At 64.6% G+C, this 25,984-nt stretch carries 14 protein-coding genes, 3 rRNA genes and 1 pseudogene; 14 read left to right on the top strand and 4 right to left on the bottom strand.

Going from position 1 to position 25,984, the window contains the following annotated elements; translation table 11 throughout:
• The first annotated feature begins 56 nt into the window (after positions 1–56).
• The 10 genes and pseudogenes from NMQ03_RS19825 (at position 57) to NMQ03_RS19785 (ending at position 16,159) form a co-directional block, all read left to right on the top strand.
• Positions 57–1,064: a LacI family DNA-binding transcriptional regulator gene (locus NMQ03_RS19825; protein WP_255173631.1), complete on the top strand. Its 1,008-nt coding sequence runs from the start codon at positions 57–59 to the stop codon at positions 1,062–1,064.
• 90 nt (positions 1,065–1,154) lie between these two features.
• The gene (locus NMQ03_RS19820; protein ID WP_255173630.1) at positions 1,155–4,199 is read left to right on the top strand and encodes a glycoside hydrolase family 2 TIM barrel-domain containing protein; all 3,045 of its coding nucleotides are present in this window, start codon (positions 1,155–1,157) and stop codon (positions 4,197–4,199) included.
• Between the two features lie 547 nt (positions 4,200–4,746).
• Positions 4,747–6,264 (top strand): 16S ribosomal RNA (locus NMQ03_RS19815).
• A 514-nt stretch (positions 6,265–6,778) separates the two neighbouring features.
• Positions 6,779–9,904: ribosomal RNA gene (locus NMQ03_RS19810) — 23S ribosomal RNA — on the top strand.
• A gap of 157 nt (positions 9,905–10,061) precedes the next feature.
• Positions 10,062–10,178: ribosomal RNA gene (gene rrf, locus NMQ03_RS19805) — 5S ribosomal RNA — on the top strand.
• The 16S, 23S and 5S rRNA genes sit together here, the layout of an rRNA operon.
• A gap of 353 nt (positions 10,179–10,531) precedes the next feature.
• On the top strand, positions 10,532–10,816 hold the full coding sequence (locus NMQ03_RS19800; protein ID WP_011693739.1) for an HU family DNA-binding protein: 285 nt from the start codon (positions 10,532–10,534) through the stop codon (positions 10,814–10,816).
• 115 nt (positions 10,817–10,931) lie between these two features.
• Positions 10,932–13,103 (top strand): cytochrome c oxidase assembly protein, encoded by a 2,172-nt coding sequence (locus NMQ03_RS19795; protein ID WP_255173629.1) that lies wholly within the window; start codon positions 10,932–10,934, stop codon positions 13,101–13,103.
• Positions 13,103–15,121: an NHL domain-containing thioredoxin family protein gene (locus tag NMQ03_RS19790; RefSeq protein WP_255173628.1), complete on the top strand. Its 2,019-nt coding sequence runs from the start codon at positions 13,103–13,105 to the stop codon at positions 15,119–15,121. The genes NMQ03_RS19795 and NMQ03_RS19790 overlap by 1 nt, the downstream gene beginning before the upstream one ends.
• A 168-nt stretch (positions 15,122–15,289) precedes the next feature.
• A pseudogene (locus NMQ03_RS21255) lies at positions 15,290–15,373 on the top strand (hypothetical protein); the annotation flags it as partial.
• A 228-nt stretch (positions 15,374–15,601) separates the two neighbouring features.
• Positions 15,602–16,159, top strand: a complete 558-nt coding sequence (locus NMQ03_RS19785; protein ID WP_255173627.1) for an endonuclease domain-containing protein — start codon at positions 15,602–15,604, stop codon at positions 16,157–16,159.
• Positions 16,160–16,228: 69 nt separating this feature from the next.
• Here NMQ03_RS19785 and NMQ03_RS19780 read toward each other — a convergent pair whose 3' ends face one another.
• The 4 genes from NMQ03_RS19780 to NMQ03_RS19765 form a co-directional block, all read right to left on the bottom strand.
• On the bottom strand, positions 16,229–17,221 hold the full coding sequence (locus NMQ03_RS19780; RefSeq protein WP_255173626.1) for a hypothetical protein: 993 nt from the start codon (positions 17,219–17,221) through the stop codon (positions 16,229–16,231).
• A 153-nt stretch (positions 17,222–17,374) separates the two neighbouring features.
• Positions 17,375–19,156 (bottom strand): helicase HerA-like domain-containing protein, encoded by a 1,782-nt coding sequence (locus NMQ03_RS19775; protein ID WP_255173625.1) that lies wholly within the window; start codon positions 19,154–19,156, stop codon positions 17,375–17,377.
• A 49-nt stretch (positions 19,157–19,205) separates the two neighbouring features.
• A complete protein-coding gene (locus tag NMQ03_RS19770) occupies positions 19,206–19,757 on the bottom strand; it encodes a GNAT family N-acetyltransferase (protein ID WP_255173624.1) in 552 nt (183 codons plus the stop codon).
• A complete protein-coding gene (locus tag NMQ03_RS19765) occupies positions 19,681–21,723 on the bottom strand; it encodes an FAD/NAD(P)-binding domain-containing protein (protein WP_255173623.1) in 2,043 nt (680 codons plus the stop codon). The genes NMQ03_RS19770 and NMQ03_RS19765 overlap by 77 nt, the downstream gene beginning before the upstream one ends.
• Before the next feature lie 296 nt (positions 21,724–22,019).
• Between NMQ03_RS19765 and NMQ03_RS19760 the strand changes: the two genes are divergently transcribed.
• The 4 genes from NMQ03_RS19760 to NMQ03_RS19745 are packed head-to-tail and all read left to right on the top strand — an operon-like array spanning position 22,020 to position 25,974.
• The gene (locus tag NMQ03_RS19760) at positions 22,020–23,027 is read left to right on the top strand and encodes an amino acid ABC transporter permease (protein ID WP_255173622.1); all 1,008 of its coding nucleotides are present in this window, start codon (positions 22,020–22,022) and stop codon (positions 23,025–23,027) included.
• Positions 23,027–23,851 (top strand): amino acid ABC transporter ATP-binding protein, encoded by an 825-nt coding sequence (locus NMQ03_RS19755; RefSeq protein WP_303693915.1) that lies wholly within the window; start codon positions 23,027–23,029, stop codon positions 23,849–23,851. The genes NMQ03_RS19760 and NMQ03_RS19755 overlap by 1 nt, the downstream gene beginning before the upstream one ends.
• Positions 23,852–23,860: 9 nt before the next feature.
• The gene (locus NMQ03_RS19750) at positions 23,861–24,919 is read left to right on the top strand and encodes a transporter substrate-binding domain-containing protein (protein ID WP_255173621.1); all 1,059 of its coding nucleotides are present in this window, start codon (positions 23,861–23,863) and stop codon (positions 24,917–24,919) included.
• Positions 24,916–25,974, top strand: a complete 1,059-nt coding sequence (locus tag NMQ03_RS19745; protein WP_255173620.1) for an LLM class flavin-dependent oxidoreductase — start codon at positions 24,916–24,918, stop codon at positions 25,972–25,974. The genes NMQ03_RS19750 and NMQ03_RS19745 overlap by 4 nt, the downstream gene beginning before the upstream one ends.
• The last annotated feature ends 10 nt before the right edge of the window (positions 25,975–25,984 follow it).

Raw genomic sequence — 25,984 nt, 5'->3', positions numbered from 1 at the left:
CGGTTAGCAGCCATATTTGATGGCGCATCTGGCCCAGCCGCCTAGACTTACCGTCTATGACCCCCCAGATCCCAGGACCCAGGGGCAAGCGGGCCACCATCCTGGATGTGGCAGCTGCAGCCGGTGTATCACGCCAGACCGTGACCCGTGCCATGAATGACATGGCCGGCATCAGCCAGGAAACCAGGGAACGGGTCAAGGGACTCGCATCGGAAATGGGGTACGTCCCCAGCCGCTTTGCGAAGGGCCTGGTGCAGGGCGCCCGGACTTCGATAGGACTCGCCATCCCGGACCTGACAAACCCCTATTTTCCGGCCTTTGCCTCCAGCGTGGTTGAAGCCGCCACCGAGCGCGGCTGGAACGTGGTGATGGACGACTACGGCCATGGCACCGGCAGCGCCGTAACTGCCGCTGTCCGGCTTGCGCCCCAAGTGGACGCACTGATCGGCTACCTTGCGCCGCACCCTGACGAAGCGCAGGCGCTGATGGGCCAGCGCCCTGTCGTCGCCATCGACTACCCGGGCACGGACACTGCCGGAGGAATCTCCTTCGACTACCGTCACGCTGCCCGGCTCGCCCTGACACGCCTGTCGTCCCGTGGTTGCCGGAACATCATCTTCCTTGACTCTGACCAAGGCAATAACGCCAGCAGCCGGAGTACGGCAGCAGCGGCCGAGGCCGAACAGGCAGGCGTGCACCTCACCCGCCTGCCGGCGGAGCCGTCCGCGGCCGCTGCCAAATCAGCCATCGCCCTCCTCCCAACGGGCGGCAGCCGGGTCGACGGCATTCTCGCCTTCAACGACCTGATGGCAGCAGGCGCACTGAAGGCGCTCCAGGAAGCTGGCAGGTCTGCCCCGAACGATTGTCCGGTCATCGGAATGGACGGGATACCGCTCGGTGAGCTGCTCACCCCCGAGCTGACCACCCTCTCGCTTGACCTTCGCGCGGTGGGCCGCGCCGCCGTCGGACTCGTGGACGGCTTGCTTTCCGGCACAATCAAGGACCGCAGCGCCGAGGCCTTCCTGACCCTCCGGCATCAGCTTGTCCTCCGGCAGTCCGCCTGAGCCCTACTCAAATGGAAATGGACAGGCTAGGCTTCTTCTGCAGCACCGTGAACGTTCACGTACCGTACTCCTCCCCGCCAAGGAAGACACATGCCATTGCACAACCGAGCCGAAACTGCCGGTAACGGCTCCGCCGCCACGGCCCCCTCCCGCTCCCTGGATCTTGGTGCCGCTGAGGCCCGGAAATTGGCCTCTGCGGCCCCGGGGCGGGGAAGCCTTCCAGCACGGGCGTACCTCGAATCCGACGCACCCAGGCTCTCACTCAATGGGGAATGGAAGTTCCGGCTGAGCCCCGGAATCCGGACGGCACCCAACGACGGGTGGCAGCGCGGCACAGGGCTGTCCGGCTTCACTGCCCTTCCCGTCCCCTCGAGCTGGAACATGCACGGCCACGGCTCCCCGGCCTATACCAACGTCCAGTTCCCCTTCCCGGTGGAACCCCCGCACGTGCCGGATGCCAATCCCATCGGCGACCACCTGGTGGCCTTTGAGGCAGGCCCGGAGTTCCTCCCGCACGCCGTGCTCCGGTTCGATGGCATCGATTCTGCCGGGACCGTGTGGCTGAACGGGGTGGAACTGGGGACTACCCGCGGGAGCAGGCTGGCCCACGAATTCGATGTCTCCGGCGTCCTGGTCGAAGGAACCAACATCCTGGCGGTCCGGGTGGCCCAGTTCTCCGCCTCGAGCTACGTGGAGGACCAGGACATGTGGTGGCTCCCGGGCATCTTCCGGGACGTGACGCTGCAAGGCCGGCCGGAGCACGGCATCGACGATGTATTTGTCCACGCGGGCTACGACCCGGGAACGGGCGCCGGCTCGCTCCGCGTTGACGTGACCCGCTCGGGGCAGGCGATTGACGCCGTCGTCCGCGTTCCGGAACTTGGCCTCGAACTGGCCGCCGGGGTGGAGCAGCAAGTTCCCGGCGTGGAACCCTGGTCTGCTGAAACCCCACGCCTCTACGACGCCACTGTCAGCAGCCCCGGCGAGACAGTCTCGCTGCAGGTGGGCTTCCGGAGCATCATCATCGAGGACGCCCAGTTCAAGGTGAACGGCCGGCGGATCCTGCTCCGCGGCGTAAACCGCCACGAGCACCACCCCCGGTTTGGCCGCGTTGTGCCGCCGGATGTGGTGGAGGCCGAGCTGCGGTTGATGAAGCAGCACAATATCAACGCCATCAGGACCTCGCATTACCCGCCGCACCCCGAGTTCCTTGCGCTGGCGGACCGGCTGGGGTTCTATGTGGTTCTTGAATGCGATCTCGAAACGCATGGCTTCCACAGCGCCGGCTGGGCACACAACCCCAGCGATGATCCGCAGTGGGAAGCCGCGCTGCTGGACCGGATGCAGCGGACGGTGGAGCGCGATAAAAACCATCCTTCCGTGATCATGTGGTCGCTGGGCAATGAGGCGGGCACCGGCAGGAACCTGGCGGCCATGTCGCGATGGACCAAGGACCGTGACCCGTCCCGTCCCATCCACTACGAGGGCGACTGGTCGTCGCCCTTCGTGGACGTCTACTCACGGATGTATGCCAGCCAAGCCGAGACGGAGCTCATCGGGCAGGGCATCGAGCCGCCCCTGGAGGATGCCGCACTCGATGCGCGTCGCCGCGCCATGCCGTTCATGCTGTGCGAGTACGTGCACGCCATGGGCAACGGCCCCGGCGGCATGAGCGAGTACCAGGAGCTGTTCGAGCGGTATCCCCGGCTTATGGGCGGCTTCGTCTGGGAATGGCTTGAGCACGGGATCACCGTCCCCTCCCCTGGCGGCGGCCACCACTTCGCTTATGGCGGGGACTTCGGTGAGGAGATCCATGACGGGAACTTCGTCACGGACGGGCTGGTGGACGCCGACCGCAACCCACGTCCCGGCCTGCTGGATTTCAAGAAGGTGATTGAGCCGCTGCACATCGGGGTGGCTGGCACCTGGGCCGGCTTCACCGTGCGGAACGGGCAGGACTTCGCGGACACATCCGCCTTCCGGTTCCAGTACAAGGTGGAGGCCGACGGCGGCACGCAGCTGGAGGGAACGGTGGCAGTGCCGCCGCTCGCACCGCAGTCCCGGGCTGTTGTGGAGCTGCCGGCGGAGGTGGCCCGGTATGTGGCGGGCCTGCCGGAGAGCCAGCCGGCCGTACTCACGGTCAGCGCCGTACTCGCCGCGGACACTGCCTGGGGTTCTGCCGGCCATGAGGTGGCGTGGGGGCAGGCAGTCCGGGCGGTGCCGCCACCCGCCATGCCGCCGGCCGAAGAACCGGTTGACGTTACCGACCAGGAACTCCGGCTGGGCCCTGCCGTATTCGACCGGGCCACCGGCATGCCCACCTGCATCGGTGGCCTGCCCGTGGAAAAACTGGGCCTGGTCCTGTGGTGGGCACCCACGGACAACGACCTCGGCCGGGAGTGGGGAAGCACGGACGAGCGGCCCCTTGCCATCCAGTGGAAGGAGGCGGGACTCGACCGGCTGCACACCCGCCTGCTGGGCATCGGCGCCGAAACAACGCCCGACGGCGGCGAGCACCTTCGCGTCAGCACGCGCATGGGAGCGGCGGACAAACAGTTCGGGGTGTTGGTCGACTATGAGTGGACCAGCAGCGCCGGCTCCCTGGCCTTGCGGACCCATGTCACTCCGGTAGGGGAGTGGCTCAACGCCGGCTTTGAGGTGGAGTGGGCGAGGCTCGGGCTGGAACTTGTGCTGGGTGCCGGCACAACCACCGTGGGCTGGTTCGGCCAGGGCCCGCACCAGAGTTACCCGGACACCGGGCAAGGCACCCGGACAGGATGGTTCGAGCTGCCCCTCGCCGACCTGGACGTGGAGTACGTCCGCCCCCAGGAGTCGGGGGCCCGGTCCGGCGTGCAGTCCGCGGTAGTGAGCACGGGTGGCAGGAAGCTGCACGTTTCCGGCGCGTCCTTTGCGCTGACAGTCCGGCCGTACAGCATGCAGGCCCTGGCAGCAGCAACCCACAGGCCGGATCTCATTCCGGACGGGCGCACCTACATCCACCTTGACCATGCCATGAGGGGTGTGGGGACAGCAGCGTGCGGGCCCGGCGTTCTGGAGCCATACCGGTTGAAGCCGCGGGCGGCGGACTTCGAGCTGGTCCTCCGGGTAACGGGGAACGGCGTGCAGCAGATGTGAGCCACTCCATAAAGGCGGCCAACTGACGCAAGAGGGGCGAAAGCCCCTGCCTGGGCAGCGAAAAACCGCGTCATTCCGGGGTTTAGGGTGGCCCGTGCGGCCCGGTTTAGCCCGATTTGCGGTGGGGGTTGTGTGCGGGTATTGTTTTCTGAGTCGCCGCCGCTGAAGCGGAAAAATAGCGGCCAACCCCCTTTTTTGAACGGCCTGGAAAATGGTTCGCTTTTATGCGTGCTGTTGCTGGGTGGGGGCGGTCTTCGATTCGGTGTGGGTCCTGGAAGATGGATTTGACTCGGATTGTGGGATCGGGTAAGTTTGGAAAGTTGCTCCGGAGCGATCCTGAACGTTGGTTTGGGTGGTGCCGGGTGTGTCTGTTGTTTGAGAACTCAATAGTGTGCCAAGTTTGTTGATACCGATTATGTATGTAATTGGTTGAATTTGCCGAATCGTGCCGCCCCTGTGGTGTGGTTTGGTGTTTTTAGCTGGTTTCAAATTTTGTGCAGCCTTTGTCGCCGTTATTTCCGGTGGTTTTGGTTGTGTCTGTTTTACTTCAACGGAGAGTTTGATCCTGGCTCAGGATGAACGCTGGCGGCGTGTTAACACATGCAAGTCGAACGATGATGCCAGCTTGCTGGTGGATTAGTGGCGAACGGGTGAGTAACACGTGAGTAACCTGCCCTTGACTCTGGGATAAGCCTGGGAAACTGGGTCTAATACCGGATATGACTGATCATCGCATGGTGGTTGGTGGAAAGCTTTTGTGGTTTTGGATGGACTCGCGGCCTATCAGCTTGTTGGTGGGGTAATGGCCTACCAAGGCGACGACGGGTAGCGCCTGAGAGGGTGACCGGCCACACTGGGACTGAGACACGGCCCAGACTCCTACGGGAGGCAGCAGTGGGGAATATTGCACAATGGGCGCAAGCCTGATGCAGCGACGCCGCGTGAGGGATGACGGCCTTCGGGTTGTAAACCTCTTTCAGTAGGGAAGAAGCGAAAGTGACGGTACCTGCAGAAGAAGCGCTACTAACTACGTGCCAGCAGCCGCGGTAATACGTAGGGCGCAAGCGTTATCCGGAATTATTGGGCGTAAAGAGCTCGTAGGCGGTTTGTCGCGTCTGCCGTGAAAGTCCGGGGCTCAACTCCGGATCTGCGGTGGGTACGGGCAGACTAGAGTGATGTAGGGGAGACTGGAATTCCTGGTGTAGCGGTGAAATGCGCAGATATCAGGAGGAACACCGATGGCGAAGGCAGGTCTCTGGGCATTAACTGACGCTGAGGAGCGAAAGCATGGGGAGCGAACAGGATTAGATACCCTGGTAGTCCATGCCGTAAACGTTGGGCACTAGGTGTGGGGGACATTCCACGTTTTCCGCGCCGTAGCTAACGCATTAAGTGCCCCGCCTGGGGAGTACGGCCGCAAGGCTAAAACTCAAAGGAATTGACGGGGGCCCGCACAAGCGGCGGAGCATGCGGATTAATTCGATGCAACGCGAAGAACCTTACCAAGGCTTGACATGAACCGGAAAGACCTGGAAACAGGTCCCCCACTTGTGGTCGGTTTACAGGTGGTGCATGGTTGTCGTCAGCTCGTGTCGTGAGATGTTGGGTTAAGTCCCGCAACGAGCGCAACCCTCGTTCTATGTTGCCAGCACGTGATGGTGGGGACTCATAGGAGACTGCCGGGGTCAACTCGGAGGAAGGTGGGGACGACGTCAAATCATCATGCCCCTTATGTCTTGGGCTTCACGCATGCTACAATGGCCGGTACAAAGGGTTGCGATACTGTGAGGTGGAGCTAATCCCAAAAAGCCGGTCTCAGTTCGGATTGGGGTCTGCAACTCGACCCCATGAAGTCGGAGTCGCTAGTAATCGCAGATCAGCAACGCTGCGGTGAATACGTTCCCGGGCCTTGTACACACCGCCCGTCAAGTCACGAAAGTTGGTAACACCCGAAGCCGGTGGCCTAACCCCTTGTGGGAGGGAGCTGTCGAAGGTGGGACTGGCGATTGGGACTAAGTCGTAACAAGGTAGCCGTACCGGAAGGTGCGGCTGGATCACCTCCTTTCTAAGGAGCGCCTACAGCTACCGGCCTGGATGTATGTCCGGGTGTGGGGGTTGTCAGGAAGCAAGCCCGTTGCGCAGGCGATTGTCCTGCGGCGGGTGCTCATGGGTGGAATATCAACAAATAGCGGCCGTTGTGTTGTCGTGTCCTTCTCTAGTACGAATCCCACCTGGTGGTGGTTCTGGAACGGTGGGCGTGGTGATGTGGTGGTTTTCGTGTTTGGCACACTGTTGGGTCCTGAGGCAACAGGACCACGGGTTCGCTGTCTTCGCCTTTCGGGGTGTGGGTGGTGTTCTGGTGGGAGTGTTTGTTTCTGGTTTCCCTGCCATGACACCCCACGCACGTGTGTGTGGGGTGTGTGGTGTGGGGTTGTTGTTTGAGAACTACATAGTGGACGCGAGCATCTTGTATAAGAAGCAATTTCCAAGATAAATGAACCTGGATCTGGTTCGTGTGCCTTTGGGTGCGCGGGACAGTTTTCATGGTTCTCTCGAGTGAGCTTGTTTTTGATCTTTGTGGTCAAGTTTTTAAGAGCACACGGTGGATGCCTTGGCATTAGGAGCCGAAGAAGGACGTAGGAATCTGCGATAAGCCTGGGGGAGTCGATAACCGGACTGTGATCCCAGGGTGTCCGAATGGGGAAACCCCGCCAAGCGCGCGAGTGACTTGGTGACCCGTACCTGAACACATAGGGTGCGTGGGGGGAACGCGGGGAAGTGAAACATCTCAGTACCCGCAGGAAGAGAAAACAATAGTGATTCCGTTAGTAGTGGCGAGCGAACGCGGATCAGGCTAAACCGTTCCATGTGTGATAGTACGGGCGTTGCATGGTCGGGGTTGTGGGACTTTCCATACCAGTTCTGCCGGGCTGGTGGGGTGTGATGTGCGCGCATAGGTGAACGGTTTTGAAAGGCTTACCAGAGAGGGTGTTAGTCCCGTAACCGTAATGTGTTTGTACCGCCTGTGAGAGTATCCCAAGTAGTACGGGGCCCGAGAAATCCCGTGCGAATCTGTCAGGACCACCTGATAAGCCTAAATACTCCCTAATGACCGATAGCGGACCAGTACCGTGAGGGAAAGGTGAAAAGTACCCCGGGAGGGGAGTGAAACAGTACCTGAAACCGTGTGCTTACAATCCGTCGGAGCCAGTCTGATTCTGGTGACGGCGTGCCTTTTGAAGAATGAGCCTGCGAGTTAGTGTTACGTCGCGAGGTTAACCCGTGTGGGGCAGCCGTAGCGAAAGCGAGTCTGAATAGGGCGTGTGAGTGGCGTGATCTAGACCCGAAGCGAAGTGATCTACCCATGGCCAGGTTGAAGCGACGGTAAGACGTCGTGGAGGACCGAACCCACTTCAGTTGAAAATGGAGGGGATGAGCTGTGGGTAGGGGTGAAAGGCCAATCAAACTTCGTGATAGCTGGTTCTCCCCGAAATGCATTTAGGTGCAGCGTTGCGTGTTTCTTGCTGGAGGTAGAGCTACTGGATGGCTAATGGGCCCTACAAGGTTACTGACGTCAGCCAAACTCCGAATGCCGGTAAGTGAGAGCGCAGCAGTGAGACTGTGGGGGATAAGCTTCATAGTCGAGAGGGAAACAGCCCAGACCACCAACTAAGGCCCCTAAGCGTGTGCTAAGTGGGAAAGGATGTGGAGTTGCCCAGACAACCAGGAGGTTGGCTTAGAAGCAGCCACCCTTAAAAGAGTGCGTAATAGCTCACTGGTCAAGTGATTCCGCGCCGACAATGTAGCGGGGCTCAAGTACACCGCCGAAGTTGTGGCATTCAGATATTAGCTAAGCCCTTGTGGTTCAGGCGTCTGGATGGGTAGGGGAGCGTCGTGTGGGCGGTGAAGTCGCGGTGTAAACCAGCGGTGGAGCCTACACGAGTGAGAATGCAGGCATGAGTAGCGAAAGACGGGTGAGAAACCCGTCCGCCGAATGATCAAGGGTTCCAGGGTCAAGCTAATCTGCCCTGGGTAAGTCGGGACCTAAGGCGAGGCCGACAGGCGTAGTCGATGGACAACGGGTTGATATTCCCGTACCGGCGAAAAACCGTCCATGTTGAACAGGGGATACTAACCGCCCGAGACCTGCCCGATCACCCTTGTGGTGTGAGGGTTTTGGTGGAGCGCGGGACCTGATCCTGGGAGGCAAGCGTATTAACAGGTGTGACGCAGGAAGGTAGCCGAGCCGGGCGATGGTTGTCCCGGTCTAAGGATGTAGGGCGAGTGGTAGGCAAATCCGCCACTCATATGGCCTGAGATCTGATGGGACCCCCGTTTGGGGGGATTTGGTGATCCTATGCTGCCGAGAAAAGCATCGACGCGAGGTTTTAGCCGCCCGTACCCCAAACCGACACAGGTGATCAGGTAGAGAATACTAAGGCGATCGAGAGAATTATGGTTAAGGAACTCGGCAAAATGCCCCCGTAACTTCGGGAGAAGGGGGCCCCAACCTTGATCGGACTTCGCGTCCGGGAGGGGATCGGGGCCGCAGAGACCAGGGGGAAGCGACTGTTTACTAAAAACACAGGTCCGTGCGAAGTCGCAAGACGATGTATACGGACTGACTCCTGCCCGGTGCTGGAAGGTTAAGAGGACCGGTTAGCCTCACGGCGAAGCTGAGAATTTAAGCCCCAGTAAACGGCGGTGGTAACTATAACCATCCTAAGGTAGCGAAATTCCTTGTCGGGTAAGTTCCGACCTGCACGAATGGAGTAACGACTTCCCCGCTGTCTCAACCATAAACTCGGCGAAATTGCAGTACGAGTAAAGATGCTCGTTACGCGCAGCAGGACGGAAAGACCCCGAGACCTTTACTATAGTTTGGTATTGGTGTTCGGAGTGGCTTGTGTAGGATAGGTGGGAGACGTTGAAGCCCGGACGCCAGTTCGGGTGGAGTCATCGTTGAAATACCACTCTGGTCACTTTGGACATCTAACTTCGGCCCGTAATCCGGGTCAGGGACAGTGCCTGATGGGTAGTTTAACTGGGGCGGTTGCCTCCTAAAAAGTAACGGAGGCGCCCAAAGGTTCCCTCAGCCTGGTTGGCAATCAGGTGTCGAGTGTAAGTGCACAAGGGAGCTTGACTGTGAGAGAGACATCTCGAGCAGGGACGAAAGTCGGGACTAGTGATCCGGCGGTACATTGTGGAATGGCCGTCGCTCAACGGATAAAAGGTACCTCGGGGATAACAGGCTGATCTTGCCCAAGAGTCCATATCGACGGCATGGTTTGGCACCTCGATGTCGGCTCGTCGCATCCTGGGGCTGGAGTAGGTCCCAAGGGTTGGGCTGTTCGCCCATTAAAGCGGTACGCGAGCTGGGTTTAGAACGTCGTGAGACAGTTCGGTCCCTATCCGCTGCGCGCGCAGGAAATTTGAGAAGGGCTGTCCTTAGTACGAGAGGACCGGGACGGACGAACCTCTGGTGTGTCAGTTGTACTGCCAAGTGCACCGCTGATTAGCTACGTTCGGATGGGATAACCGCTGAAAGCATCTAAGCGGGAAGCTCGCTTCAAGATGAGATTTCCATACACATTATTGTGTGAGAGGCCCCCAGCCAGACCACTGGGTTGATAGGCCGGATGTGGAAGCGAGGACTAACGACTCGTGAAGCTGACCGGTACTAATAGGCCAATAACTTACACCACACAGATACATACAAAATTCTGCTTGCGTCCACTATGTGGTTCCCAACCAACAACCCCCCAACACGGGGCATTGGCACACGGAACCAACACAACTGAATACAACACCACATGTTGTAACCACAGATTTCCCAACCCCCAGGGGTTCGGGTACAAGGGTTACGGCGGTCATAGCGTGGGGGAAACGCCCGGTCCCATTCCGAACCCGGAAGCTAAGACCCACAGCGCCGATGGTACTGCACCCGGGAGGGTGTGGGAGAGTAGGTCACCGCCGGAACATCATTCATGGTCGAGGCCCCAACCACACACGGTTGGGGCCTCCCACATTTAACAAACAAAACAACACGCGCTGCGGGCCTTCCGGCCATGCACCCTGGCGGGCGGTGGCTGGGACGTGTCGGCCTCCGTCGTACGTACCTGTCAGCCAAGCGTGGCCCGCGGGGCTGCGGCATGCCCGTGATGGGTTGAGGAGGGTGAAAAGGCCCGAAGAATCGGTGATTAACCTCAAAAAATGGCGGAAACACGCGGAATTTGCGGCCCGGAACCGTCCAAGCTGGTAAGTTTTCGAACAGTGGCCTGCGCGCATGCCGTGTGCAGGCTCCAGAATCAGAACCGTCCAGGAGGACATCAATGGCTAAGAACCGTAGTGAACTTGTTGCAGAGGTAGCTGGCAAGGCCGGCACCAGCCAGGCTGCCGTCAACTCCGTCCTCGACGCACTGTTCGAGGTTTTCGAGACTTCTGTCGCCGCCGGCGAGAAGATCACCATCCCGGGCTGGCTCGCCGTCGAGCGTACCGACCGTGCAGCCCGCACCGGCCGCAACCCGCAGACCGGCGAAACCATCCAGATTGCAGCAGGCCACAGCGTCAAGCTGACCGCCGGCTCCAAGCTGAAGGCTGCAGTCTCCAAGAAGTAGAGCTTATTCCCGGCCGGCATGCAGCCGGCTGGAACAGGAGCGGCAACCCCACGGGTTGCCGCTCCTTGGCGTTTAACCCGGATTCGCTGCCCGGGCAGGCGTAGCGGACAATGGAATGGTGTCTTCTGCCGCAAAACCACGTTCCACCCCGCCCCAGACCAGTCCTGGCAAGGGAGCTGCGGTCCGGGACGCCGGAAACCGGGGGATCCCGGTGCCCTGGCAGCTGGCAGGCCTGGCGGCTCTCTTCCTGGGCCTCGCAGCAGCACTGATCTTCTCCGGTGCAGCAGCGGCCCGCAGCGTCGCCGATCCGGGAGCCCTGGTCCGCTGGGGGCTGCCCATCAGCAAGGCCATCCACAACGTGTCCCTGGCGACTGTTATTGGCGGCCTGATCTTCGCCGTCGGCATCCTCCCGAAGAACCTTAAGAACCTAAACGCACGTGGCCGGGACCGGGAGACTCCCGCCGGCAGCGAGGCGCCCGAACATCCCGCGTTCACCCGCGCGCTGGCTGTGGCTGCCGCTGCGGGCGCAGTGTGGACCTTGTCCGCCATCGCGGTCCTGGTGCTCACCTACGCCGACGTGGCCGGTCAGGGGCTGTCCGGCGACCCCGCCTTCACGCAGGCCCTGGTCTATTTCATGACGGACATCGATACGGGCCGGGCCTGGCTCGCCGTCACCATCATTGCCGCAGTGGTGACAACCGCCCTGTTCGGCGTCCGGTCCCTCGGCGGCCTGGCCCTGACCCTCATCCTGGCCCTCATCGGCCTGGTGCCCACGGCCCTGATCGGCCACTCCTCCAGCTCGTCGGACCATGAGGGCGCCATCAACTCCCTCGGCCTGCACCTCGTGGGGGTCAGCACCTGGGTGGGCGGCATCATCATCCTCGCCCTGCTGTCCGGGATCCTGACAGGCAGCAAGCCGGGGGCAACAACAGACATCACCGAGCCCACGCTGCGCCGCTTCTCCACCCTGGCCGGCTTCGCTTTTGTCCTGGTCTTCGCCTCCGGAATCATCAACGCCAGCATCCGCGTCACCAGCTGGTCGGATCTCTTCGGCTCCGCCTACGGGCAGCTGATCCTGGCCAAGACGGCAGCGGCAGTGGTCCTCGGCGGCATCGGCTTCATGCACCGGCAGTGGGTCATCCCGCAGCTGGGCCGCAAGGGGGCCACCATGTCTTCACGGCGGGTGCTGTGGCAATTGGTCCTGGCGGAGCTGCTGATCATGGGCGCGACGTCCGGCATCGCCGTGGCCCTGGGCCGTTCAGCCCCGCCGCAGCCGACGGAGCTGGCGCCCAACGCCTCACCGGCCTTCATCCTCAGCGGTTACGAGCTGCCGCCTGAGCTCACCCCGGAACGCTGGCTCACCGAGTGGCGCCTGGACTGGATCTGGGTCGGCGTGGCCCTCTTCGGCCTGGTCACCTACTTCCTGGGCGTTGCCAAGGTCCGCCGGCGCGGAGACTCCTGGCAGTGGTTCCGGTCCGTGAACTGGGTCATCGGCCTGGTGGTGCTGACGTACATCACGTCCGGGCCGCCGTCGGTCTATGGCCGCATCCTGTTCTCCGCGCACATGGTGGACCATATGGCGCTGACCATGGTGGCCCCGATCTTCCTGGTGCTGGGCGCGCCGGTGACCCTGGCCCTGCGTGCCCTGCCCGCCCGCGGGGACGGCTCCCGCGGCTCCCGCGAGTGGATCCTGGTCTTCGTGCACTCGAAGTTCTCGCAGCTGGTCACCCACCCGCTGTTCGCGGCTGCGAACTTTGCCGGCTCCATCATCCTGTTCTACTACTCGGACCTGTTCGGCTTCGCCATGCGCGAGCACGTGGGCCACGAACTGATGAACCTGCACTTCCTGCTCACCGGATACATCTTCGTGCTAAGCATGATCGGCACGGATCCGCTGCCGCGCCGGGCCCCGTACCCCATGCGGCTGCTGCTCCTCCTGGCCACCATGGGCTTCCATGCCTTCTTCGGTGTGTCCATCATGGGCGGCACAGGCCTGATGGCAGCGGACTACTTCGGCAACCTGGGCCGTACCTGGGGGCCGTCGGCCCTTTTGGACCAGCAGGCCGGTGGCGCGGTGGCCTGGGGCATCGGCGAGGTGCCCACGCTCCTGGTGGCGATCGGCGTCGCCGTCATGTGGTCCAGGTCGGACCAGCGGGAGACCAAACGGGTGGACCGAGCGGCGGACAGGAATAACGACGCCGATCTGACCGCTTACAACGATATGTTTGCCAAGTTGGCCGAACGCGACGCCAAGCTGGCTGAACGCAACAAGCTGGAAGGACGCTGATGAGCGAAACCGTACGCACCCATGCCCGGGTCCGGGCCTCCGAACTGGTGGGCCGCAACTGGCTGAACACCGGTGGCAAGTCCCTGGACCTCGAAGCCCTGCGCGGCAAGATCGTGCTCCTCGATTTCTGGACCTTCTGCTGCATCAACTGCCTGCACGTCCTCGATGAGCTGCGCCCGCTCGAGCAGCAGTACTCGGACGTGCTGGTCACCGTGGGAGTCCACTCGCCCAAGTTTGAACACGAGGCGGACCCGGTGGCGCTGGCGGCAGCCGTGGAGCGCTACGAGATCCACCACCCTGTCCTGGACGACCCCGAGCTGGACACCTGGAAGGCGTACACCGCCCGTGCCTGGCCCACCCTGGTGGTCATCGACCCTGAGGGCTACATCGTGGCGCACCTTTCCGGCGAAGGCCACGCGGACGGACTCGCGGTGCTGCTCCCCGAACTGATCGCCGAGCACGAGGCCAAGGGCACCCTGCACCGCGGCTCCGGCCCGTACGTGGCACCCGAGGCAACGTCCGGCACGTTGCGTTTCCCCGGCAAGGCACTCTTCCTCCCGCCGGGACGCGGGTCCACGGCTGGAACGGCCGACGGCGGCACGTCGGCAGGTGCCGCGGCTTCCGTTGCTGCGGAGAAGGGTTCCTGGCTGGTCACCGACACCGGCCACCACCGCCTGGTGGAACTCGGCACCGACTTCGAAACCGTGCTGGCCACCTTCGGTTCGGGCACCAAGGGCTACGCTGACGGACCCGCCGCGGGGGACACCGCCAGCGCCCAGTTCAACGAGCCCCAGGGCCTGGTCCTGCTCCCGGAAGACGTGGCAGCCAAGGCGGGGTACGACGTCGTGATTGCCGACTCGGTCAACCACCGCCTGCGTGGACTGTCGCTCACGGACGGCAAGGCCTCCACCCTGGCGGGCAACGGCATCCAGCGCCTGCTGGAAACCGGCCCGGCGCGTGTGGACGAGGAAGGCGCCGGCTTCAGTGGCTCGCTGGGCACTGACCCGCTGGATGTTGCGCTGAGCTCGCCGTGGGATGTTGTATGGTCGCGCAAGCTCAACGCGGTGGTGGTGGCCATGGCCGGCACGCACCAGATCTTCAGCTTCGACCCCGTCACCGGCGCCGTGTCGATCATCGCCGGCAACGGCTTGGAAGGGCTCCTCGACGGTCCCGCCCACGAGTCCTGGTTCGCCCAGTCCTCCGGCCTGGCCGAGGATGCGGACGGCAACATCTGGGTGGCGGATTCCGAGACCTCGGCGCTCCGCAAGCTGGTCATTGCCGACGATGCCTCCATCACCGTGGAGTCCGCCGTGGGCAAGGGCCTGTTCGACTTCGGCTTCCGCGACGGACCCGCCGCCGAAGCCCGCCTTCAGCACCCGCTTGGTGTGACCGTCCTGCCCGACGGCTCCGTGGCGATCGCTGACACCTACAACGGAGCCGTACGCCGCTACGACCCCGCGACCGGTACCGTGTCCACGCTGGCCCGTGGGCTTGCCGAGCCGTCCGACGTGATTGTGGACCACACCCAGTCCGCCGGTTCCGAGCCCCTCCTGGTGGTGGTCGAGGCCAACAAGCACCAGCTGGTGTACGTGCCCATCCCCAAGGAAGCGCAACAGGTGGATGAGGGTGCGTCCCAGACCCAGCGGCCCAAGAGCCCCGTGGCGCCCGGCACGCTGGACCTGACCGTGCGCTTCACGGCTCCCACCGGGCAGAAGCTCGATGACCGCTGGGGCGATCCCACGCAGCTGAAGATCTCCTCCACGCCGCCCGAGCTGCTGGTGGCCGGCGGCGGCACCTCGGTGGGCCTCCTCCGCACCCTGGAGCTGTCTGCGGACGTTCCCGAGGGCGTGCTGCACATTACCGCCCGCGCCGCGGCCTGCGACGGCCCCGAGACCGAGGACGGCGAGATCCCGGACCACGCCGCCTGCCACCTCTACCAGCAGGACTGGGGCATCCCCGTGGTCCTGCAGGCCGACGGCGACACCGAACTGGTCCTGGACCTCCGCGGGATGGACTGACCCGGCGAAGGTCCGGCCAAACTGGCCCGGTTTTCAGACTGTTGAAGCCTGAAAACCGGGCCAGTTCTGTTCCAGCAGCCCGAAAACTGGGCCATTCTGAGAGCTCGTTTGTCCACATGGCGCCGGTGATCCCTGCCGCTAGCCACGCGGAGCAGACATTGTGGCCTGATGGACCCCACCGAAATCCTCAAATCGGCTGGAGGCGTGCTGCTGCGGCGTGATGTGGTTGCCGCCGGTGGGACGGATACGGACATTCGCCGGGCAATCCGCAGTGGCCGCATGGTGCGGCTGGAGCGAGGGTTGCTGGCCGTTGCGGGCGCTGAAACGGACCTAGTGGCCGCAGGGCGAGCCCGGAGCCTCCTGACATGTGCATCCGCCGCCCGGCAGTACAGTCTCTGGCAGCTTCAACCCCCGCCGCGGCCCCACTACTGGCAGACCAACGGGAGGAGCGCAGTCCGCTGTGTCAGCCACCGACTTCCGTTGACACAGCAGCCTCGTCATCGGACCCTTGCCGCACTGCCCGACGTCCTGCTTCACGCGCTGCTGTGCCTGCCTGAACTCGAGTCGCTGGTCATGGTGGAGTGCGCCTACAACCGCGGGGACATTGAGCCGTCCTTCCTGTTCCGCCATCTGAACGGCAACCGATCCGGCAAGGCACGGAACGTTGTGTCCAAGGTTGAACGCGGTGCGGACTCCCTCCTGGAAACCTTGGCCAGGGTGCTGTTCAGGGAAGCCGGCATAGCCACCGAGACGCAGGTGTGGATTGACGGCATCGGCCGGGTCGACTTCCTGCTGGAGGGTTTCCTGATCGTGGAAATCGACGGGCTCGCTTTTCATCTGGAACCCCGGCAATTCAAAAAGGACCGCCGCAGGGACAACCAGGCGGTGCGCCACGGACTGCCTGTACTCAGGTTCTTTTACGATGACGTGGTTCATGCGCCTGAATCCGTCCTGGCGCAGGTCCGGGAGGTGCTGGCCCGGGGCTCACTGCGGTGGCCACAGCCAAACCAGCCCAGTTCTCGGCTGGATTGGGTCTAGGACAGTGAAGAACACGGCCGGAATTGCTTCAAAACTGGGCCAGTCTGTAGCACGCGGCGGGGGGCAGGGTTAGAAGCTCAGCTGAGGTGTGACCTTGACCGCGTCACCGGATACGTCCAGACGGGTGGTGAAGCTGAAGTCCACCTCGGCGTCCAGCGGGTACCAGGCCCCGGTGAAGGCGTTCTGCTGGAGTGCCTCAACCTTGGCTTTGCCGTCCAGCGGCGACACTACCCACCGGCCGTCGAACGGCTCAACTGATACCCCCGGATACTCGGTGACGGTCCAGCGGATACTGCCGTCCTGGACCCGGTTGTTGCTGGCGTAATAGAAGGGGCAGTCCGGCTGGAGCTTCTGTTCCTTCACGGCCTCGGCCGCGCAGCCGTCCAGGAATTCCCTGACCTTCGCGGCAACATCGTTCTTCAGCTTGTCCGTGGCCTGGGTCAGCAGGTTCAGCGGCGCCACCGGGGCGTCCTTGGCGGTGACCGTGGCGCGCGTGGCGGGGGCCGAGAAGTACTGCCCATCCAGGGAGGCCTCATACTCGCCGGGGTAGAACACAGCGAAGGAATTGCGGCCGTTGGGCATGTTCACGGGAACGCCGTTCACCACTGCCTCGTTGCCGTTGACCACGGTGATATCAACGGTGGGCAGCCGTGACGGGACGAATGCCCATGTGTTGAAGAACAGCCACTCGGTACCGGTCTTCTGCAGCAGGAATTCGGTGTGCAGCCGGCTGCCGTCGATGGTGTATTCCATGGGCACCATGACCTGGTTCCCCGGGCGTTCCTGCGGGTCCCCGATGGAGACATTGGTGACCCGGGACGCAGCGGTCTGCAACCCGCTGCCGTCCAGCATGGCGGCGTTGCTGGGCGGAACTGCGGCCCGCAGGATCCCCAGTGCACGCCCGCCGTCCCCGCTCCTGAGCGCGTCCAGGTATTCCCTGACCGGCTGCTGCGGACTGGCCACGGTATTGTTCACCACGTTGATGGCCACAATGGCTGCGGCGACGGCAAGCATGAGGCCCAGCAGCCATCCGGCCGCGATCCTCACCAACGCTTGACTCATCTGCACGTTCTACACAGTAACGTCAGTGCGGACGCACTCTAAAGTTGGTGTCCCCCTAATCCGGCGGACACCACCTACGTAACGCCCGACGGCGGCACGCGGGGACAGCCTCGGCAGGAGCCTTGGCTAAGGCCCGGGACACCAGTGGCGGGGTCAGCGGCGGCGGCGCCGGGACGAGGTTCCGAACACTCCGCGGAGCAGTTCGCGGCCCAGCTGTGTGCCCATGGACCGCGCCATGCTCTTCAGTCCGCCGCCCAGGGCGCCGCCGAGGACTCCGCCAAGGTCACCCATCATGCCGCCCGGCTGCGGCTCCGGCTGGCGGGGCTGGGACTGGCGCGTCCGGGGCGCCTTGGCCCGCGTCTTGGACTCGGAGGCCCGCGGTTCGTCGTATTGGGGCTCAGGGTATTGGGGTTCGGGTACCTGCGCGGGCCTGCTGCTTGGCCTGCCCAGGATCTCCTCCTCGATCCGGCGGGCCTCGGCGTCAACGTCATACGCGCCGGGAGCGCCGCTACCGGCGCCAGGAGTACCGGTGCCAGGTACGCCGGCAGGAGGTGCAGGTGCCGCCGGTCCTGTGGGCGCCGCGGCGTTGCCATTGAGTTTTTCGTAGGCGGAGGGGTTGTCCACCGCAGTTCCGTACTTGCCCAGCAGCGCCGAACCCGCCACCGTGCTGCGCACCAGGGCGTCCTCGCTGGGGCCCATGACGGATTCCGGGGCCCGCAGCCGGGTGAGCGCCACCGGAGTGGGTGCGCCCTTTTCATTCATGACGGTGATGACGGCCTCGCCGATGCCCGCCGAGGTCAGCGTCTCTTCGAGGTCGTAGTCGCTCAGGGGGAAGGTGGACACCGTGGCCTTGAGGGCCTTGGCGTCCTCGGGGGTGAAGGCGCGCAGGGCGTGCTGGACCCGGTTGGCCAGCTGCCCCAGGACATCGGCGGGGACATCCTTGGGTGTCTGGGTCACGAAGAAGATGCCCACGCCCTTGGACCGGATCAGCCGGACCGTGGTGGTGATGGCGTCCAGGAAGGCTTTGCTGGCGCCGTTGAACAGCAGGTGGGCCTCGTCGAGGAAGAACACCAGCTTGGGCTTGTCCAGGTCGCCGGCCTCGGGGAGGTCCTCGAACAGGTCTGCCAGCAGCCACATCAGGAAGGTGGAGAACAGCATGGGCTTGGTCTGCAGGGTGGGCAGTTCCAGGCAGGTAACCACGCCGCGGCCGTCGGGGGCGGTGCGCAGCAGTTCGGCGGTGTCGAACTCCGGTTCGCCGAAGAACTTCTCCAGCCCCTGCGCTTCCAGGTTCACGATCTCCCGCAGGATCACGCCGGCGGTGGCCTTGGACAGCCCACCGAGTTCCTCAAGCTTGTCCTTGCCCTCGTCCGAGGTGAGGAATTGGATGACGGCCCGGAGGTCCTTGAGGTCGATCAGCTCCAGGCCGTTCTTGTCCGCAAAGTAGAACACCAGCTGAAGACTGGACTCCTGGGTGTCATTCAGTTCCATGATCCGGGAGAGCAGGATGGGCCCGAAGGAGGTCACGGTGGCACGGACCGGAACGCCGTTGCCGTCGCCGCCCAGCGCGAGGAATTCCACCGGGAACGTCTTCCCCTGCCACACCTGGCCGATGCTGTCCGTGCGGGCCCTGAGCTTGTCGCTGCCGACGGCGGCCGTCGCCAGGCCGGAAAGGTCACCTTTGATGTCGGCCAGGAACACGGGCACCCCTGCCGTGGAGAGTTGCTCGGCCATCATGTGCAGCGTGACGGTCTTGCCGGTACCGGTGGCCCCGGCCACCAGCCCGTGCCGGTTCATCATGGCCAGCGGCAGCCGCACCGGCGCGTCCTTGTGGAGCTCGCCGTCGATGATGGCGGCTCCCAGTTCGATGGTGGCGCCTTCCAACGTGTAGCCCTGCTGGATGGTGGCAAGCTTCTCTGCTGTGGTTTTGGTGGCCATGGCGCTAGCTTAGCGGCGGCTGACCCTCCTGGGGCGGCATCCTGGCGGGTCAGTCCTGCCGTGGGTTCCTGTGGTCAGGGGTGAGGTCCTTGGTGAACGCCAGCGGGCCGATGGTTTCCGGGTCTGCGTCCAGGTCGAACTGCGCCTGGTAGCCCGTGGTGAGGTACAGGTGCTTGGCTTCCGGCTGCCGTGGCCCGGTGGTCAGGTACAGCCGGGTGTAGCCGCGGGCTGCGGCGAGGGCTTCGAGTTCGGCCAGCACCAGGCGTCCCAGGCCACGACGGCGGTGGGCCGAGTGTGTCCAGATCCGCTTTAGTTCCGCGGTGGTTTCGTCATAGCGGCGGAACGCACCCCCGGCGATCGACTCGCCGTCCTCCTGGACCACCAGGAGCGCGCCGTGCGGCTCCTCGAATTCCGCCGCGGGGTAGCGGTTCAGCTCGTCCGCGGCAGCGGTGCGCCCAAACAGGTCCCCGTAGCGGGTGTCGTATTCGACGGCGAGCTCGTCCAGGAGCGGCCGGACCCGGGGATCATCCATGGGCAGGCTGAGGACCGAGAGCCTGGCGGGATCGAGGGGGCGGGGCTTGAGCCCGGGTTCTGCGGTCATGGTGCTGGCCCTTTCCGATGGCGGCTGGTTCTGGAGTTGTTTTGTCCTGTGCGGTGGCCACATTGGCAGGCGGGCCCTGGGCGGCGATGTCCCGGGCAACACCGAGGATGCTCCGGGCCAGGGCGTCATTTTCCCGGAAGGGCGCCGCGTTGGTGTTGGGCCTGGCAAAGGCGCCGGCACCCCAGCCGGATGTTCCGGGCCCGACGCCGAAGAGGGTGGCCTGGGCCCGGCCTTCCGCGTCCACCAGGTGGTGCCCGGCAGAGACCAGCAGCTTCCCGGTGGAGTGGATGCCGTCCGAGGTCAGCAGTTGCTGCTCGCTGCCCAGCCCGCCGTCATACAGCGAAGAGAGCACCGGGTTGAGGGAGCGGGCCACCGACGTGGACGGCAGCCGCGCCTCGATCAGCGCGGTGGCGGAAACCGAAACTCCGGACTGCGGGGACGTGGCGTGGAAGGTGCCGCTGGCGTCGTCGGTGGATACCTCCAGGCCGGGGCCGAGGAACTGCAGCAGACCGGCCCGGTGCAGCGCCAGCATCTGGCGGAGGCGGTGCGGCGGCGGACCGGAGTCCACGAAGCTGAAGAAGCCATGCCACCAGCCGTGGATGGCCTGCTGGGACTTCGCGTTAAGGCGCTCCGCGGGAACCACGCGCCCCACCTCCATGTATACGTGCAGGAGGGCCAGGAACAGGGCCAGGGTTTCCGGATGGTCCGGGCTGTCGCGCAAAGAGAGATCGGTCTCGATGTATCGGGCCACCGCGTCCTGCAGCTCCCGGTGCCCGGCAAAGTGGACACCATCGAAGGGCCGGTCCAGCCGTTCCAGGTCCAGGTGCAGGCCCCGGTCCGGCACGGCAGCCGCTACGAGGTCCACGCGCCTGCCGCTGTACCAGTCCACCTCTGCGTAACGGGCGGCAAACACTTCCCATTCCATGGCCGCGCGCTCCGGGCTGCCGGTCAGGAGTTCCCGGTAGTAGCAGTACCCGGCTTCCTTGGCGATGAGCGGCCAGAGGTGCTGCCGGAAGTCCAGCTCGCCGTGGGCGTCCAGGAGGGCATCCACGGCAGCAGCAGTGAAGAACCGCAGCGGCCCCGGAGCCTGGCCGCGCAGGGAGGTGGAAATCTTGGAGTGGTACGGCACGCCGCGGCGCGACCCTGCCCACAGCCGTGGTTCCCGTCCGGACGGAAGGTAGCGCAGCCCGCCGTCGTGCATTTCCTCGAACCTGCCGCCGCGCCCCTCCATGAGGAGGACCAGCAGGTCAACGAACGCCAGGCCCATCCCGGCGACGATCACGTCCTGTCCGGGGGCGATCGGGGAGTAGTCGACGTCGGTGGTGTAGCCGGGTGCCGCGTGGTAGCCGCCGTGCCGGGCGGCGAAGTCCGAGAACCCGGCGGAGACGGCGTCAGGGCGGGAGTCCGTGTGCCCCAGCGCGGTGACGACGATGTCCGCGTGCAGGGTCCGGCCATTGGCCAGCTCCACCTCATGGCCGCCGTCCACAGCGGTAATGCCGAGGGCGGTGGTCCGGTGGACTGTCACGCTGCGGCCCAGCGATCTGGCAGCCCGGCGGAAGAACCATTCGAGGTACTGGCTCTGCAGTTGCCGCGTGGGGAAGGTGGTGCCGGTCAGGGTCCGCAGCTGCTTCCACAGCGGCTGCGGGAAGTCCGGAACGTCGATGATGGAGGCGTCCAGCACGCCGGCGGCCCACTCGGCCAACCCGGGACCGGGGGCGGCGGGGCCGGCGCAGTCCACTGACTCGTCGGTGAACATGGTGATGTCCGCCGCCATCGAGTTGAGCAGGAGGCCGGGGTCCTGGTCGTAGCGCCAGATCCGGCCCGAACCAGGGATGTGCGGCTCCACCACGTGGATCTGCAGCGGGCCGGCGAAGACGTCCGGCCGGTTGGCTGCGATCCGTTCCAGCACGCCCGCCGTGCGCGGTCCGCCGCCGATGAAGACGATGGCCGGGATGGTGGCTGGCATGGGCGCTCCTGACGGCGGGGGTGGATTGGATGCCCATGCTAGGCAGCCGTAACGACGGCGGTCGAGGGCCTGGTCATGCCCGTTAACTCCGCGTCACAGCCGGTTAAAAGACGCAAGAAAACGACTCATGACGCCGTGCGAACTCCGGTGAAGATATGCAACCTGCCGCCTTGCTGGCCCGTTCCGCGCGGTCCTAGATTTGCAGCCAGCAGAGGGCCGCAAGGGCTCCACATTAGAGGCAACAGCCAGGGGCAACCGCCCGCACAAGGAATTCACGACAAGAATCGAGGTGGCGCATGAGTTCAGCAGCAACCAAGGTGGCGCAGTCACAACAACCGCAGCCCGCGGCGGAAGCGCCGCCAACCGGGCCTGGTGCCCCCGTCCGGCAGGCCACCGACTATTCGTCCTACCGGGTGGTGGCAGCAAAGCATCCGGGGCGCTGGGTGGGGACTGCCGTCGTCGCGCTTGGCGTCCTTGCCGTGGCCTGGTCCCTGGCCACCAACCCGCGCTGGGAGTGGGGCGTGGTGGCGCAGTGGTTCACCGCGCAGTCCGTTGTCAACGGGCTGATGGAAACCCTGAAGCTGACCGCCATCTCCGGGGTTCTGGGCTTCGTGCTGGGCTTCATCCTGGCGCTGATGCGGCTGTCTGCGTCGCCGCTGCTGGTCTCGGTGTCCTGGACGTTCTCCTGGATCTTCCGGTCCACGCCGCTGCTGGTTCAGATGCTGCTTTGGTACAACCTGGGCTACCTGTACGAAAAGATCAGCCTTGGCATCCCGTTCACCGATGTCCGGTTCTTCGAGGTGCAGACCACCACGCTGATCAGCCAGTTCGCGGCAGCGGTGCTGGGCCTGACCCTGAACCAGGCGGCGTACTCGGCCGAGATCATCCGCGGCGGCATCCTCTCGGTGGACCAGGGCCAGCTGGAAGCCGCGGCCGCGCTGGGCATCCCGGGCTGGCGCCGCTCCACCCGGATCGTGCTCCCGCAGGCCATGCGGGCCATCCTGCCCACGGCGTTCAACGAGATCATCGGCCTGGTCAAGGGCACCTCGATCGTCTACGTCCTGGCCTACTCGGAACTGTTCTACACGGTGCAGGTCATCTACAACCGCACCCAGCAGGTCCTGCCGCTGCTTTTGGTGGCCACGCTCTGGTACATCGTCATCACGTCCGTGCTGAGCGTCTTCCAGTACTACATCGAACGGCACTACTCCAAGGGTGCGGTGCGGAACCTGCCGCTGACGCCCCTGCAGAAGGCCCGCAAATTCTTCGCCACCCACGCGGTGCCCAACCGGAGGAACTTCTGATGACTGAGACCCTTCCCGCCCCCACCGCCACCCGCGGCCTGGTGGAGATCACCGGCGTGCGCAAATCCTTCGGGCCCACCGAAGTCCTCAAGGGCGTCAGCCTCACCGTAGAACCGGGCGGCGTGGCAGTGATCGTGGGCCCGTCCGGCTCCGGCAAGTCCACCCTGCTGCGCACCATCAACCACCTGGAAAAGGTGGACGGCGGGTACATTGCCATTGACGGCAAGCTGGTGGGCTACGAGGTCCGCGGCGACCGGCTGCACGAGTTGCGCGAAAAGGACATCCTCAAGCAACGCACCGAAATCGGCATGGTGTTCCAGAACTTCAACCTGTTCCCGCACCTCACCGCCCTGGAGAACGTGGCGGAAGCGCCCGTCGTCGCGCACCAGCCCGGCAAGGCGCGGCGCTCCAAGGCGGAAGCCCGCCGCCGGGGCCTGGAACTGCTGGACCGGGTGGGCCTCAAGGACCGGGCTGACGCCTACCCGCGCCAGCTCTCCGGCGGCCAGCAGCAACGCGTGGCGATTGCCCGCGCGCTGGCCCTGGACCCCAAGATCCTGCTGTTCGACGAGCCCACCTCCGCCCTTGACCCGGAACTGGTCAACGAGGTCCTGGATGTCATCCGCGAACTCGCCAAGTCCGGCACCACCCTGATCATCGTCACCCACGAGATGGGCTTTGCCCGCGACGTGGCGGACACCGTGGTGTTCATGGACCAGGGCCAGATCGTGGAACAGGGCACCCCGCAGGACATCTTCAGCAACCCCCAGGAACCGCGCACCCGGAGCTTCTTCTCCAAGGTGCTCGAACCGGCCTTCAACATCTAAGGAACTCCCATGGCTTTCCCCACCAGCGGCCGCCGCCGCGCACCCGCGGCGCGTCCCGCCGTCGTCCTCCTTGGCACCGCACTCCTTGGCTCAGCCGCGCTCGCCGGCTGCGCGGACCCCGGCGCCTCCGCTGCGGGCAACCCCAGCGGAGGGGCGCAGACGACGGCGGCCCGTAACGGCGTCGTGTACAACACCTCGCCGGACCAGCAGCGGATCCGGGCGGAGAAGGACCCCGCGCTCGCCGCCAAGGTCCCGGAACTGATCGGCAAGGACGGCAAGCTGTCCGTGGCCACCACCGCCGGGTCCATCCCGCTGTCCTTCCACGCCACGGACGACAAGACGCCGATCGGCTCGGAGCTGGACATCGCCCAGCTGGTGGCGGACAAGCTGGGCCTGCAGCTGGATGTCCAGGTCACGTCCTGGGAGAACTGGCCGCTGAAGACCCAGTCCGGCGACTTCGAGGCCGTGTTCTCCAACGTGGGCGTGAACAAGGACCGGGTGAAGCTGTTCGACTTCGCCAGCTACCGGGCCGCGTACATGGGGTTCGAAGCGAAGAAGTCCTCCACCTATGACATCAAGGGCGCTGACGACATTTCCGGCCTGAAGATCTCCGTGGGCTCGGGCACCAACCAGGAGAAGATCCTGCTGGCCTGGAACAAGGAGCTGGAGGCCAAGGGCAAGGCGCCGGCCACGCTGCAGTACTACTCGTCCGACGCCGACACCATCCTGGCGCTGTCCTCCGGCCGCACGGACCTGAACATCGCCCCGTACCCGTCCACCGTGTACCGGGAGAACACCCGTGACGACCTGAAGGTGGTGGGCAAGGTCAACGCCGGCTGGCCGTCCGAGACCCTGGTGGCCGCCACCACGCTGCGCGGCAACGGGCTGGCGCCGGTGATTTCCGAGGCCCTGAACGAGGTCATCCAGGACGGCTCCTACGGGAAGGTGCTGGAACGCTGGGGCCTGTCCGAGGAAGCCTTGCCGGAATCCAAGACCATCACAGCGGAAAACTTCGCGGCAACGCCGGCAACCGCCACGGCCGCTCCGACCGGGAAGGATCAGAAATGAGTACCTTTGAAAACCCGGGCTTCCTGGCCATCGAGCTCGACGGCGCCGGCTGGGACGGTGCGGACCTCACCCGAGCCGTGCTGGCAGCCGAGTCCGCGGGCTTCCACGCTGCCACCTTCACCGACGCGCCCGCTCCCGGCCGTGCGAACGCTTTGCAGCGGGCCGCGTTCGCAGGGCCCGTGTCCCGGACCATCGCGCTGGTGCCCGAGGTGGACACCGTATATACGGAGCCGTTCCACATCTCCACCCAGCTGGCCAGCCTGGACTACGTCTCCGGCGGCCGCGCCGGGTGGATCGTCACCGCCGCTGAGGCACCCGGGGCTGCCGCCGCCGTCGGACGTTCTGTTGTCACTGGGGCAGCGCTGGGCCAGGAGGCCGCGGCGTCCATCGAGGTATCCCGCCGGCTCTGGGATTCCTGGGAGGACGACGCCGTGATCCGGGACGTTGCCACCGGCCGGTACATCGACGTGGACAAGCTGCATTATGTGGACTTCCGAACGCCTGCTGGCTTTGCCGGTCCCGGCTACTCCGTCAAGGGGCCGTCCATCATCCCGCGGCCGCTGCAGGGGCAGCTGCCCGTGCTGGCTCCCGCTTCGCTGATTGGCGGGGTTCCGGTGGAGGCCGTGGACGCCGTGCTGGTGTCCGCCCCGACGCCGGAACTGCTTGCTGCCGAGGTCCGTGATGTGCGGGCCCGCGTGGGAGCCGGCGTTGTGGTGGTTGCCGAGCTCGACCTCGTGCTGGACGCCCGCGGGCAGGCCGCGGCTGCGAGGGGTGCGTCGTTCGACGGCGGCAGGGCGGCGTTCGCAGGTTCTGCAGCCAGTCTCACCGACTTCCTGGCTGACCTTTTAAAGGAGGCCGACGGCGTGCGGTTGCACCCGGCGTCGCTCTTTGTCGATCTCGAGGAGCTGGGCCGGCTGGTGCTGCCGGAACTGCGCCGGCGCCGGGCACTCCGCCCGGTTGTGCAGGACGGCACCTTCCGCGATCTGCTGGGCCTGGACCGCCCAGCCAGCCGTTATGCAACCGCAGCCGCTGCGCCTGCCGGTGCCGGAAAGTAAGGGGAAAATC

The organism is Arthrobacter sp. DNA4 (assembly GCF_024362385.1).
Lineage (GTDB): Bacteria > Actinomycetota > Actinomycetes > Actinomycetales > Micrococcaceae > Arthrobacter.
The sequence above is the reverse complement of the archived record's forward strand: the minus strand, read 5'-3'. Positions and strand labels throughout refer to the sequence as shown.